We start from the raw sequence: 13,758 nt of genomic DNA on the forward strand, positions 1-13,758 counted from the left end.
AATAAATGTATATTAGTTTCAACTTTCAAAACAATGAGCATAATGCTTGGTTTTTAGGTACAATAGTGCTAAAATAGGAGCGTTGCATGTTTAGGATTTTGGAAAAAACAATGCATAAAATATAACAATATATACACTCCCGAAAGGGTAATGGAGGTAAATCATGAAAAATGATCTGTTTAACGACCGAATTAGTCGATTCTCGATCCGTAAGCTTCATGTAGGAGTTTGCTCGGTCTTACTCGGAACGTTGGTAATGCTCGGAACTGCTACAGGTGTCGGAGCTGATGAAGTAACTGAAGAAAAACAAGCTGACGGAGTTGCGGCTACAACAGAAGTAGATAAAGCTGAAGCTCCTGTAACTACAGAAGCAGCACCTGCTAAAGAAGTAACTTATAAAGCAGAAGCAGCACCTGCAGTTTCTACTGAAGTAAAACCGGAGCTAAATAGCGACAAATTGGCAGCTTACGTTGCTGAAATTGAAGCAAACGTGGCAAATGGTAAATATAGCAACAAGACAGACGAGAGTGTTGAAGTTCTTAAGGTAGGTCTTGCTAATGCTAAAAATGCACTTACTTCTGCTACAAGCCAAGCTGAACTTGACGCAGCTTACCAATCACTTGTAACTATTGTCAATTCTAAACTTAAAAACAAAGAAAAAGCTGTAGCCGAAGAAAAAGTAGCAGCTACTGAAAAGACAGAAGCCACTACAGGTAAGCCTGCAGAAAACACTAAGCCAGCTGAAGGTACTAACGCAATCGCAAATACAGGGAAAAACGACCCTCGTAATGGTAAAGAGATTGACAAGAATACTGCCTTCCGTGCAGATACTGCAACAGCTACTGGAATTGGTGCAGACGTTGTAGACGCAACATCAACTCCAAAGGTTGAAAAACCAGGATATACAACAGATCTTGACGCAAAATCTTTGACTAGCCAGATCACATGGTTGGACTTTGGAGATGTAGCCAACTGGACAGGAACCACTACGACATTAGTACCTGCCGCCGAAACTAAACCAACTGAAAACTTACAAGAGAAAATGGCTCTTCAAGTTGGGGCTACCTATACTAAGGAAATCATGCCTGGATATGTGGTAACCATCAAAGTTAAGTCTTTGAAACCCTTCCAAGCAACAGAAATCTATAAGAAGCGACTAGAAAACCAAGGAGCTACTGACGCAGAAAAAGCAACCTATGATCCAAATGCTCGAAACGGTTTTGTCAATAATTCAAGTTCACCTACTTCTAAGTTACATTTCAATAACGGTGATGAGGCCATGATTACCGCAGAGCCTCAAAATGGTTATACCGAAATTAGACATGAAGGAATTGATACCAAAGCCAAGAAGACAACCATTGCTTCAGCGATAAATGGTGGAAATATCGGAGTTCAGTTTGAAATCTCTGCAACCTTCCGTGGTAAGACAGTTAAGCCAGCTATTGTTATGGCTGATGGAGAGTCTGCCAACCCTGGTGAATTTGTTATGTTCACTACCAACGGAGAAGGTTGGCAACATCTTGGAGAATGGAAAAAAGATTATAAAAGTGATAGTGTACCGTACATGATACAAGATACGGATAATCTTTTTGGCCCTAACCCTACTACTACTATTAATGGTAAATCATTCTACGGAATTAACCTTAACCAACTTCGCGGGTCTACTTTAGTTGGCCCAGATAAGAAACCAGTCGCTTGGAAGTATTTTGGAAACCCTGACCAAGTAACTGGTGGTCTTGGGACTGGTGTCTTTGGGCCAAATATTTCTGCAGGCGTTTCCTCTGTTCCCCTTGTTATGACGCGTGGAGCATCTGAAGTGGGACTTTACATCGCTTCGGGTGGTAAACAGTCTGCTATGCTAGGATTCTTCCCACTTGATGAAGGGGATGCTCCTGAGTCATACGGTAAGGCAGTTCATACCATTGCAACTGTAGACGGTGTTACTGGAGCTAAAGTAAATCAACCGTATCTTGGTAACGTGAGTCCTGATATGGATGAAAACACGACTCTTGACTGGTTCGGTGATGACAAGGCAACTACGGCCGATGAAGGAATTGACCAATTACTTCCAGATGAACTCAAAGGGACAACCAATGAGATGATCAAGATGGACCGTACACGTCCAGGTAACTACAAGATGTCAGTTCAAGCCCATTTGGATGGAGCTTCAGAAGCACATATCTATGGTTGGGTAGACTTTAACCAAAATGGTAAATTCGATGAGGATGAACGCTCAAATCTTGCAAAAGTGACCCAAGATGGTACAGTCGAGTTGACCTTTGCAAACAGCAAGACTTATATCGACCCTAGCGTTAATGAACTAGGTGCTCGTGTCCGTATTGCCAAGAAAGCAAACGAGATCGAAAGCCCAACTGGTATGGCTTTCTCAGGAGAAGTAGAAGACTTCAGAACTCAAATTACTCACCCACCAAAAGGGGAATTTAAAGAAACTTCTGGCCTTCAAGGTGCTAAACAAACAGCGACTGTAACCTTTACAGCACGTGGAGAGCACAAGTATCAACGTAACTCTCAGGCAGTCATCGACGAAACTGTAGAACCATACATCGTTGATAAAGATGGTAACCGTGCAACTCTTGATGCAGAAGGTTACTACGTAGTTCCAGGTCAAGGGAAATACAAGATCACTGCCAACGGTAAAGACGTAGACGTTGAGTTTATCCCAGAAGATAACTTCCTAGGAACTGCAGATGGTATCTCTATCCGTCGTGTAGATAACAATGGTTACGATACGGGTTGGTCAACAAAATTCCCTGATCAAGAAGCAAACGTTGATGGTCAGTTGAATACCATGGATGGTCTTTATATCCCAACAGTTACTCCGATTGAAATCGAAGGGGTTGACAAGACATCGACTGATGTGCAAGGAGCGACTCAAACAGGAACACCAACCTTTAATACAACTGCAACTAACGCAAATGGGGACAAGATTGCGATCTCTCCAAGTGCAGAATATCCTGCTAAATTAGTAGATCCAGCTACAGGACTTACTACTGATGCGACTTCTGTAACAGTAGCAGGAGAAGGAACATACACGATTAATCCTACAACAGGTGAAGTAACCTTCACTCCAGAACCAAGCTTTGTAGGAACAGCTAAAGGCATTGATGTTACATTGTCAGCACCAGTTGGTCGAAACAAAGATGGTAAGGTTCAAGAGGAGTACATTAAGACTGCTACGGCTAAGTACACTCCAACTGTAACTCCAATTACAATCACACCAACAGACAAAGTTTCTGAGGACATCCAAAACGTTCCACAAACTCAAACTCCTACATTTGAGTTGAGCAACGATAAGACTGCGAAAATCACAAGTAAGAAATTGGTAGACCCAGCAACTGGTCAACCTACTGATGAAACTACTGTGACTGTTTCAGGAGAAGGAACATACACAATCGATCCTACTACAGGAGCAGTAACCTTCACTCCAGAACCAGACTTTGTCGGAAAAGCTAAAGGCGTTAAGGTTCAAGCAACTGCAACTATTACAAACGCCAAAGGTGAAACTTCAACAATCACTGCTGAAGCAAGCTACACACCAACTGTAAAATCAGCTGCTCCAACAGCTAAACCAGCTACATCTAAAGATATCCAAGGTGCGACTCAAACAGGAACACCAACATTTGCAGGTACAACTGTTACTGTAAACGGTGAAGAAAAAGCTATCACTATTAAAGATAACAGCTACACACTTTTGGATAAAGATGGTAACGAAGTTACAACTACAACAGCTTACGCTGAAGATGGAACAACACCAATCGGTACATTCACAATCGACCCAGCAACTGGTACTGTAACATTCACACCAACTGATAAGTCTTACACAGGTAAAGTAACACCTGTTAAGGTTCAAGCTGAAAGCTCAAACGGAATCAAGGTTGATACAACTTACACACCTGAGATTGTTCCAGTAACACCAACTGCAACACCAGCTGAAACAACAGACATCCAAGGCGCAACTCAAAAAGGTAAGCCTGAATTCAAGGGTGGAACTGTTACAGTTGATGGAGTAGAAAAAACAGTTCCAATCAACGAAGATGTTCCAGCAACATTTGAAGATGGTTCAACAACTAAGACAGTTGAAGGTGTTGGTACTTACACAGTAGCACCAGACGGAACAGTAACATTTGTTCCTGAAAAATCATTTGTTGGTACAGCTCCATCAGTTACAGTTGTTCGTGAAGATATGAATGGAACAAAAGCTTCTTCAACTTACACACCAACAGTAACACCAGTAACACCAACAGCAGAAGATGCTACTTCAACTGATAAACAAGGTCAAACACAATCAGGTAAACCAACATTCACACCAGGTAACTCAAACGTACCAATGGATGATGATGTTCCAGCAACATTCGAAGATGGTTCAACAACTAAGACTATCCCAGGTGAAGGAACATACACAGTAGCACCAGACGGAACAGTAACATTCGTACCAGAAAAATCATTCACAGGAACAGGAACAGGCGTGACTGTTAAACGTGTAGATAAGAACGGTACACCAGTAACAGCTAAGTACACTCCAACAGTAACACCAGTAACACCAACTGCAACACCAGCTGAATCAGTAGCACCTCAAGGTGTGGTTCAAACTGGTACTGTTACATTCAAAGAAGGTGACCCAGTTGCACCAATCGACAAGGATACGATTACTCTTCTTGACGAAAATGGTAAACCAGCTCCATCTGTAGTTGCTAAGTCACCAGAAGGTAAAGAAATCGGTACTTTCACAGTTGATAAAGAAACAGGTGTTGTAACATTCACACCAACTGACAAGTCATACTCAGGTGATGTTGTTCCAGTTAAGGTTCAAGCTAAAGATGCTAACGGTACCGCTGTAGAAACAACTTACACACCTAAGATTACTCCAGTAGTTCCAACAGGTGAAGATGCTACTTCAACTGACAAACAAGGTCAAACACAATCAGGTAAGCCTAACTTTACAGAAGGTAACCCAAGTGTACCAATGGATGATGATACGCCAGCAACATTCGAAGATGGTTCAACAACTAAGGTAATTCCAGGTGAGGGAACTTACACAGTAGCCCCAGACGGAACAGTTACATTTGTACCAGAAAAATCATTCACAGGAACAGGAACAGGCGTGACTGTTAAACGTGTAGACAAGAATGGTACACCAGTTACAGCTAAGTACACCCCAACTGTAACTCCAGTAACACCAACAGCAGAACCTGTTACATCTATTGGACCAAAAGGTAAAGAACAATCTGGCAAACCAACATTCAAGGAAGGCGATAGCCGTGTGCCTATGAATGATGATGTTCCAGCTACATTTGAAGATGGTTCAACAACTAAGACTGTTGAAGGAGTCGGTACATACACAGTAGCTCCAGATGGAACAGTAACCTTTAAACCAGAACCAGAATTTACTGGAACTGCTCCATCAGTGACAGTTGTGCGTGAAGATATGAACGGAACAAAAGCTTCTGCAACATACACCCCAACTGTAACCCCAGTTACTACGTTTGTAGACAAAGATGGTAAACCAATTCCAGGTAACCCAACAGAAGACGGTGAACAACCTAAGAAAGATATCCCAGGTTACCGCTTCGTAGAGACTAAGAAACTTCCAAACGGTGACACAGAACATGTCTACGAAAAAGTGAAGACTAGTCACAAGGATAAAGACGGAAATGAAATTCCAGGATATCCAACCGAGGATGGAGAACAACCTAAGAAAGATATTCCAGGATACCGCTTCGTTGAAACTAAGAAGTTGCCAAACGGTGATACAGTACATGTCTATGAAAAGATCACAACAACTCATGTTGACGAAAATGGAAACCCAATTCCAGGATACCCAACTGAGGATGGAGAACAACCTAAGAAAGATATTCCAGGATATGAGTTTGTGAAGACTGTTGTAGATGCAAATGGTAACATCCAACACATCTACAAGAAAGTTGTAACTCCAGAAAAACCAGAAGCTCCAGTTAAACCAACTCCAGCTAAGGAAAATGCTCCTCAATTGCCAAATACTGGTACTGAAGATCATGCTAGCCTTGCTGCCCTTGGTTTAGTAGGTGTCTTGAGTGGATTTGGACTTATCGCTCGTAAAAAGAAAGAAGACTAATCAACTCTGTAGAGTAGTGGAAAAGTCACCTTTCTAATTAAAAACTAGTACATCTTTGGATGTACTAGTTTTTTTATCTCTTTGCTGCTTGTTTTAAGGATAGAACTATGCTACAATCTTGTAAAATAAACAAGGATATCAAGATATGAAAAGTGAATACCAAAAAATGATTGCGGGAGAACCCTATCGCCCGTTCGATCCAGAACTTCGTGCTCTAGCACAAACAGCACGACAAAAGCAAGCCTCCTTTAATGAAGAGGTCGACCCAGTAAAAGGTATGGAAATCATCAAAGGCTGGTTTGGCTCAACTGGTGAAAACCTCTATGTCAATACTCGTTTGGTGGTGGATTATGGTGTCAATATTCATTTGGGAGAAAATTTCTATTCCAATTGGAATCTGACAATGTTAGATGTTTGTCCTATTACCATCGGTGATAATGCCATGATTGGCCCAAATTGTCAGTTTTTAACACCTCTTCACCCTCTAGATCCGGATGAACGAAATTCAGGTTTAGAATTTGGGAAACCCATTACGATTGGTAAGAACTTCTGGGCAGGTGGTGGGGTTATTGTCCTTCCAGGTGTTACACTAGGTGATAACGTTGTTGCAGGAGCAGGAGCGGTCATTACTAAATCTTTTGGTGATAATGTAGTTCTGGCAGGCAACCCAGCACGGGTTATCAAGGAAATTCCAGTTAAAGAAAACTAAAAGAACAGCAAAATGCTGTTCTTTTTTTACCATAAACAATGAGTATTAATGAAGTTCGGATGTGGTTAAGAAAACTTTCAGAAAAAGTTTAGGCTTATTTTAGGGAAGTTCCGTAGACTAAGAGCATGTAAAATGAAAGACGAGGAAATGAGTATGAAAGCAAAAAAATGGACATTCTTATTAACGAGTATAGCAACTCTAGCACTAGTAACAGCTTGTACCCAGTCAACTTCAAATACAACAGCTAGCAATACTGCAACAACGAAAACGACATCAACTACAGAAGCTAAGAAAACTAGCTATTTTACAGACAAGGACTACGATACTTCCTACGATGAAAAATCTGCATCAACTGTGACGCTGTCTGGATCTACTGCAACTGTTTCTGGTGAAGGAGTTGCTGTGTCAGACTCTACCGTTACCATCTCTAAGTCTGGAACTTATGTGATTTCTGGACAATCTGACGGTATTCAAATCAAGATTGCAGCTGAAAAAACAGATGATGTACATATCATCCTAAACGGTGTAACCATGACCAACACCAATGCAGCTATTTCTGCAACATCAGCTGGCCACGTCTACTTAACTCTAGCAGATGGGACAAGCAATAGCCTGTCAGATTCAGCTTCTAATAGTGACGAAAAAGCTGATGCAGCCCTCTTCTCTAAAGTGGACTTAACCATCAATGGTAAAGGAACTCTCAATGTAGATGGTAAGAAAAATAATGGTATTAAAGCAAACGATACGCTTCATATCACAGGTGGGGCTTATAATATCACGGCAGTTGGGGATGCCTTTAATGTCAATGATGAATTCAACATTACCGGCACAACCATGACTATCGATGCCAAGGAAGACGGAGTTAAGGTCGACAATGATGAGGACACATCTGTAGGAACCATGTATCTCTCTGATAATACCATCACTGTTACTGCAGGGGACGATGGTATCCACGCATCAGGTGATTTAGTTATTGATAGTGGTACCTATACCGTTAAGAAATCTACCGAAGGATTAGAAGGGAAGTCAATTACTATCAACGGCGGAGACATCAACATATACTCAACAGATGATGGTGTCAATGCGGCCAACAAAAACGCCCAACAAAGTGAAATCTTCTTTACTATGAATGGTGGGAATTTGACCGTTGAAGTTGGTCAAGGGGACACGGATCCAATTGACTCAAACGGGAACATTACAGTTAATGGAGGAACCATCAAAATGACTGGTCAAACTGGTTTTGACTTTGATGGAACAGCGACTTATACAGGCGGAGACATCTATTTCAATGGTGAAAAACAAACTGAGATTGTCAATTCGATGCCTGGTGGAGGTGGACCTCAAGGGAATGGTGGCCCTGGTGGACGACCATAAAAGAAAATCTCCTTTCTCGAAAGAGAAGGGAGATTTTCTTATGTTATTAGGACGAAAAAGAATTATTCTCCGTCTTTTTTAAAGATGTTTTTTACGCCAGATACTGCACCTTCGACAGCTTCTTTTGCATCTTCAGCAACTTCTTTAGCTTTTGAAGCTACCTTTTCTGCAGCTCCTTCTGCTTGAGTTTTTGTATCGCCAGTTAGTTTACCAAAACCTTCTTTAACAGAACCTTTAGCTTGGTTGAATTTTTCTTCGATTGACATGGGGGATACCTACGTTAATTTTTTGTATTATCTAAATTACATTAGATATTAATTTAAGTATATACCCTTTTATGCTAAAAAGCAAAAAACTGATACGAAAAGCATCAGTTTGTTTTTTTAATAGGTTACAACATTCAGTTGACCTTTATCATATTCTGCGATAAAAATATTAGAAACGTCTTCGAAACCTTCTTCTTTTAATTTTTCTGTTAGCCATTCCTCAGTTTTTCCAATGGTTTCTAGGATTTCAACTTGGACAACACCATCTGTAATGACTGGGTACTTAGGATTTTCGTCACCCATTCTTACAACAATTAGCTGTCCGTTTTGCTCAATCACAGCTCTCTTGACGTCTTTTAGTTGGAAGATTCCTTGGGCGCGCAATTTAAGAGCTACATCTGCAGCTGCAAGACCTTTTGATCGACAGGCTTCAGGGTCTAACTGACCATTTTTTATGATAATAGTAGGTTTTCCGTCAATCAGATGTTTAATCAGAGAAACATTGGTATTCAGCCATTTAAGGAGCAAGATGAGAATAGTCCAGATGATGAGGATAACAATGTATTGGATGATGGTGATAGAACTATTGTAGATAACCCCACCGATAATACCCCCGAGAACAAAGTTCTGGATTTGATCTACTGCAGAACTTGGTGCTAAATTTCCTTTACCTGTTACGTTAATAACAAAAACAAGAGAAAGTAGCCCCAAGGCTAATTTAATTGCAATTGTAGCAAAAAAGCTTATCATTTTTCAACCTCCACGAGTTCCACATCTGATTTATAGAGTTCCATCTTTTCTAATAAATAGCTATCTTGGTCAGTCCCACTAATGGCACGATAAAAATTGTCACCTACTTTAATAATCGCCCCATCAGTCACTGCTGATGTGTTGACATAAACATTTTTCTTATCAACACCTAACTCTTTTGATACAATTTCGATGAAGTGCAAGGAACTACGAAATTGATTATCATTGGATTGGCTGTTTTGAAAATTCGTAATGCTAATCAATACAAAAGCAATTAAGGTCAAAATAGAAATGAGCGATAATTCACGGAACTTACTCCCTCTTTTATCTTTGAAAGCCTTAAATGCAAAGAATCCAGTCACAATCACTAAGAATGTCGACACAATAATCATGGTCCAATTCTGTTGACTAATCTGACTGAGAACATAGTCATATGAATAGAATTTCATAAGATTTCTCCCTTTTTTAAATTCAATCTATTATAAACTAATTCCTAAGCTATAGCAATTTTATTATGACGAAAAAAGCATTTAATTGTTGTTTCCTACTTAAGGTAGGTTTTTCTGATTTGACTTAGCCTCCCGTCTTGACTTTCGTTTAGCTTTTGTTATAATAGTACAAATTTAGAGGAGGTGCTTTATGATTCAAAAACATGCCATTCCTATTTTAGAATTTGATGACAATCCTCAGGCAGTCATCATGCCAAATCACGAAGGCTTAGATTTACAATTGCCAAAGAAGTGTATCTATGCATTTTTGGAGGAGGAGATTGACCGCTACGCCCAGGAAATAGGAGCAGAGTGCGTTGGCGAGTTCATTTCTGCCACCAAGACTTATCCAGTCTATGTCATCAACTACAAGGGCGAGGAGATTTGTCTTGCCCAGGCTCCCGTTGGCTCTGCTCCAGCGGCCCAGTTTATGGATTGGTTGATTGGCTACGGTGTGGAACAAATCATTTCCACTGGAACCTGTGGCGTCCTAGCCGATATAGAGGAAAATGCCTTTCTGGTTCCAGTCCGAGCCCTGCGAGATGAGGGGACCAGCTACCACTATGTAGCGCCTTCTCGTTATATGGATGTACATGTCGAAGCGATTTCTGCCATCGAGCAAGTCTTGGAACAACTAGGCATTCCTTATGAAGAGGTTATGACTTGGTCGACAGATGGTTTTTACCGAGAAACAGCTGAAAAAGTTGCCTATCGTAAGAAAGAAGGCTGTGCAGTTGTGGAGATGGAGTGCTCCGCTCTTGCGGCAGTAGCCCAGCTACGTGGAGTTGTCTGGGGAGAGTTGCTCTTTACCGCAGATTCTTTAGCCGATTTAGAAAATTATGATAGTCGCGATTGGGGTTCAGAAGCTTTTGACAAGGCCTTAGAACTCTGTCTTGAAATCGTTAGTCATATGTGACTGCTTTAACTGTTTTATGGTACAATGTAACTATGTTATTCAAATCATTTTCGGAAAAAATAAACACGACCTTGGGGCGTTTATCACCTGCTCGTCGAATTTTTTTAAGTTTTGCTTTGGTTATTCTCGCAGGCTCTCTCCTTTTGAGTCTGCCATTTGTGCAAGCAACAAGCTCCCAAGCGACCTATTTCGACCATCTCTTTACAGCAGTATCCATGGTCTGTGTGACAGGACTCTTTACTCAACCAGTAGCTACCACATATAACATCTGGGGGCAGTTAATCTGTATGTTTTTGATCCAGATTGGTGGTTTGGGTCTCATGACCTTTATAGGGGTCTTTTATATTCAAAGCAAGCAAAAGCTAAGTCTTCGTAGCCGTGAAACAATTCTGGAGAGCTTTAGTTATGGAGAAACTCAGTCTTTAATGGTTTTCATACGTTCGATTTTCTTGACGACTTTTATCGTTGAAGGACTCGGAGCCTTCCTGTTAAGTTTTCGTTTTGTTCCGGAATTTGGTTGGGGCCGAGGGATTTTTACCTCTATCTTCGTAGCTATTTCAGCTTTCTGTAATGCTGGTTTTGATAATTTTGGAAGTACAAGTTTAGTAGCTTTTCAAACTGATCCTTTGATTAATCTAGTGCTTGCTGCTTTGATCATCACAGGCGGTCTAGGGTTCATGGTTTGGTTTGACCTGGCCACGCAGTTGAGCAAGAAAAAACGTCGGCTTCGCTTCCATACCAAGTTGGTTCTCTTCTTGACAGCTGGAATTTTATTTACTGGAACAGTTTCAACCCTCTTGATAGAGTGGAACAATCCGGGAACGATTGGAAATCTCAACTTCCCAGATAAATTGCTAGTCAGTTTCTTCCAAACTGTCAGCATGCGGACGGCAGGCTTCGCTTCTATTGATTTTACTCAGGCTAGGCCTGTTACCTTGATGATCTATATTTTGCAGATGTTTCTCGGTGGGGCGCCTGGTGGAACAGCCGGGGGGCTTAAAATCACAACCTTCTTTGTATTATTAGTATTTGCACGCAGTGAGCTTTTAGGCTTGCCTCATGCCAATGTAGCTCGAAGAACAATTTTACCTCGGACAGTCCAAAAATCATTCAGTGTCTTTATTATCTTCTTGCTAACTTTCTTGCTGGGCTTGATCCTGTTAGGGGTAACAGCAGAAGGGAATCCGCGCTTTATCTACATCATGTTCGAGACAATTTCAGCGCTTGCCACGGTCGGAGTGACTGCCAATCTGACACCAGAGTTAGGCAGATTAGCTCTTAGCATTATCATGCTACTGATGTTTATCGGACGAATTGGACCACTGACGCTATTAGTTAGTTTGGCTGAGTATCAACCAGATAAGAAAGATATGATCCACTATATGAAAGCAGATATTACCATAGGATAAGAAAGGATAAACTATGTCAGATCGGACAATTGGAATTTTAGGTTTGGGAATTTTTGGGAGCAGTGTTCTCGCGGCTCTTGCTAAGCATGATGTAAATATTATAGCCATTGACGACCATGAAGAGCGAATCAATCAGTTCGAACCTGTCTTGGTACGTGGAGTTGTTGGAGATATAACAGATGAAGAGCTCTTGCTCTCAGCAGGAATTGATACCTGCGATACAGTTGTGGTGGCAACTGGGGAAAATTTAGAATCTAGTGTGCTTGCAGTCATGCATTGCAAGAGTCTAGGAGTGCCAACTGTTATTGCTAAGGTTAAAAGCCATACAGCAAAAAAAGTCCTTGAAAAAATTGGCGCAGATTCAGTCATCTCACCAGAATATGAGATGGGTCGTTCGTTGGCGCAGACTATTTTATTTAATAACAGCGTTGATGTTTTTCAGTTGGACAAAAATGTCTCGATAGTCGAGATGAAAATTCCACGGTCGTGGGCAGGTAAGAGTCTAAGTCATCTTGATCTTCGAGGACAATACAATCTCAATATTCTTGGTTTTCGTGACTATGAAAATGCTCCCTTGGATGTTCAATTTGGGCCGGATGACTTATTAAAACCTGATACCTATATCATGGCGGTGATTAATAACCAATATTTGGATACCTTATCTAAATTTAACGAAAAATAAAATAGATAGAAAATTCTCTTTACAAATGTAGTATTTCATGGTACAATAGCCTTTGTGTGAAATAGCAGCAGGAAAGCATGAAGCTCGTCAACAGGTGTCTTATAACAAGTAACCTTGGCTGTTTGGGCGAAGGGCATCTGCACGAATCAGAGCTTTCTAAGTGACTATTTCCGCCGAAATTATATCTATATTAGGAGGACATACATATGTCACGTTATACAGGACCATCTTGGAAACAAGCTCGTCGCCTTGGCCTTTCACTTACAGGTACAGGTAAAGAATTGGCACGTCGTAACTACGTACCAGGACAACACGGACCAAACAACCGTTCTAAATTGTCAGAATACGGTTTGCAATTGGCTGAAAAACAAAAACTTCGTTTCACATACGGAGTAGGTGAAAAACAATTCCGTAACTTGTTCGTACAAGCTACAAAAATCAAGGGCGGAATCCTAGGTTTCAACTTCATGCTTCTTTTGGAACGTCGTTTGGATAACGTAGTTTACCGTCTTGGTCTTGCGACTACTCGCCGTCAAGCTCGTCAATTCGTAAACCACGGTCACATCCTTGTTGACGGAAAACGTGTTGATATCCCATCATACCGCGTAACTCCAGGTCAAGTAATCTCAGTTCGCGAAAAATCATTGAAAGTTCCAGCAATCCTTGAAGCGGTAGAAGCTACTCTTGGACGTCCAGCATTCGTATCATTCGACGCTGAAAAATTGGAAGGTTCATTGACTCGTTTGCCAGAACGTGATGAAATCAACCCAGAAATCAACGAAGCGCTTATCGTTGAATTCTACAACAAAATGCTTTAAGATAAGATTCTATATTGTAAGAAGCCTACAACAGTGGGCTTTTTGCTTTGTAAAAAACAAAAAATAAGAAAAAATTATCTCAAGTTCTTGACAAGGCAGAAAAAGTAGGTATAATAGAAAGAGTTAAAAAGCTCAGGTCCGTTGGTCAAGGGGTTAAGACACCGCCTTTTCACGGCGGTAACACGGGTTCGAATCCCGTACGGACTATGAGTGTATTGCAGTTGATGGAAATAG

Annotated in this window: 10 protein-coding genes and 1 tRNA gene; 8 read left to right on the forward strand and 3 right to left on the reverse strand. The window is 41.0% G+C overall.

Annotated elements, in window-relative coordinates; all coding sequences use genetic code 11:
* Nucleotides 1-163 precede the first annotated feature (163 nt).
* The 3 genes from KBU52_RS08705 (at nt 164) to KBU52_RS08715 (ending at nt 8,195) form a co-directional block, all read left to right on the forward strand.
* Complete coding sequence (locus tag KBU52_RS08705) at nt 164-6,112, forward strand: CshA/CshB family fibrillar adhesin-related protein (protein WP_254724864.1); 5,949 nt, start codon at nt 164-166, stop codon at nt 6,110-6,112.
* A gap of 145 nt (nt 6,113-6,257) precedes the next feature.
* Nucleotides 6,258-6,821 (forward strand): sugar O-acetyltransferase, encoded by a 564-nt coding sequence (locus KBU52_RS08710; protein ID WP_036756156.1) that lies wholly within the window; start codon nt 6,258-6,260, stop codon nt 6,819-6,821.
* Nucleotides 6,822-6,974: 153 nt separating this feature from the next.
* Complete coding sequence (locus tag KBU52_RS08715) at nt 6,975-8,195, forward strand: carbohydrate-binding domain-containing protein (RefSeq protein WP_036756159.1); 1,221 nt, start codon at nt 6,975-6,977, stop codon at nt 8,193-8,195.
* A 62-nt stretch (nt 8,196-8,257) separates the two neighbouring features.
* On the opposite strand, the gene KBU52_RS08720 is transcribed toward KBU52_RS08715, so the two are convergent.
* From KBU52_RS08720 to KBU52_RS08730, 3 genes are all read right to left on the reverse strand, one after another.
* Nucleotides 8,258-8,461: a CsbD family protein gene (locus tag KBU52_RS08720; RefSeq protein ID WP_000020982.1), complete on the reverse strand. Its 204-nt coding sequence runs from the start codon at nt 8,459-8,461 to the stop codon at nt 8,258-8,260.
* Nucleotides 8,462-8,578: 117 nt separating this feature from the next.
* On the reverse strand, nt 8,579-9,211 hold the full coding sequence (locus KBU52_RS08725) for a DUF421 domain-containing protein (protein WP_036756149.1): 633 nt from the start codon (nt 9,209-9,211) through the stop codon (nt 8,579-8,581).
* On the reverse strand, nt 9,208-9,660 hold the full coding sequence (locus KBU52_RS08730) for a DUF3290 family protein (protein ID WP_084864383.1): 453 nt from the start codon (nt 9,658-9,660) through the stop codon (nt 9,208-9,210). Before KBU52_RS08730 ends, KBU52_RS08725 begins: the two co-directional genes overlap by 4 nt.
* A gap of 190 nt (nt 9,661-9,850) precedes the next feature.
* Here KBU52_RS08730 and KBU52_RS08735 point away from each other — a divergent pair, with 190 nt between their 5' ends.
* From KBU52_RS08735 to KBU52_RS08755, 5 genes are all read left to right on the forward strand, one after another.
* Nucleotides 9,851-10,615 (forward strand): nucleoside phosphorylase, encoded by a 765-nt coding sequence (locus KBU52_RS08735; RefSeq protein WP_036756144.1) that lies wholly within the window; start codon nt 9,851-9,853, stop codon nt 10,613-10,615.
* 32 nt (nt 10,616-10,647) lie between these two features.
* Nucleotides 10,648-12,024, forward strand: coding sequence for a TrkH family potassium uptake protein (locus KBU52_RS08740; RefSeq protein WP_036756141.1), 1,377 nt, complete (start codon nt 10,648-10,650; stop codon nt 12,022-12,024).
* 13 nt (nt 12,025-12,037) lie between these two features.
* A complete protein-coding gene (locus tag KBU52_RS08745) occupies nt 12,038-12,706 on the forward strand; it encodes a TrkA family potassium uptake protein (protein ID WP_036756138.1) in 669 nt (222 codons plus the stop codon).
* Between the two features lie 206 nt (nt 12,707-12,912).
* Nucleotides 12,913-13,524, forward strand: coding sequence for a 30S ribosomal protein S4 (rpsD, locus tag KBU52_RS08750; protein ID WP_004253981.1), 612 nt, complete (start codon nt 12,913-12,915; stop codon nt 13,522-13,524).
* 135 nt (nt 13,525-13,659) lie between these two features.
* A tRNA-Glu gene (locus KBU52_RS08755) sits at nt 13,660-13,731 on the forward strand.
* Nucleotides 13,732-13,758: the final 27 nt, after the last annotated feature.

Origin of the sequence: Streptococcus sp. 9.1(2021) (assembly GCF_030466425.1) — a bacterium.
Classification (GTDB): domain Bacteria; phylum Bacillota; class Bacilli; order Lactobacillales; family Streptococcaceae; genus Streptococcus; species Streptococcus wuxiensis.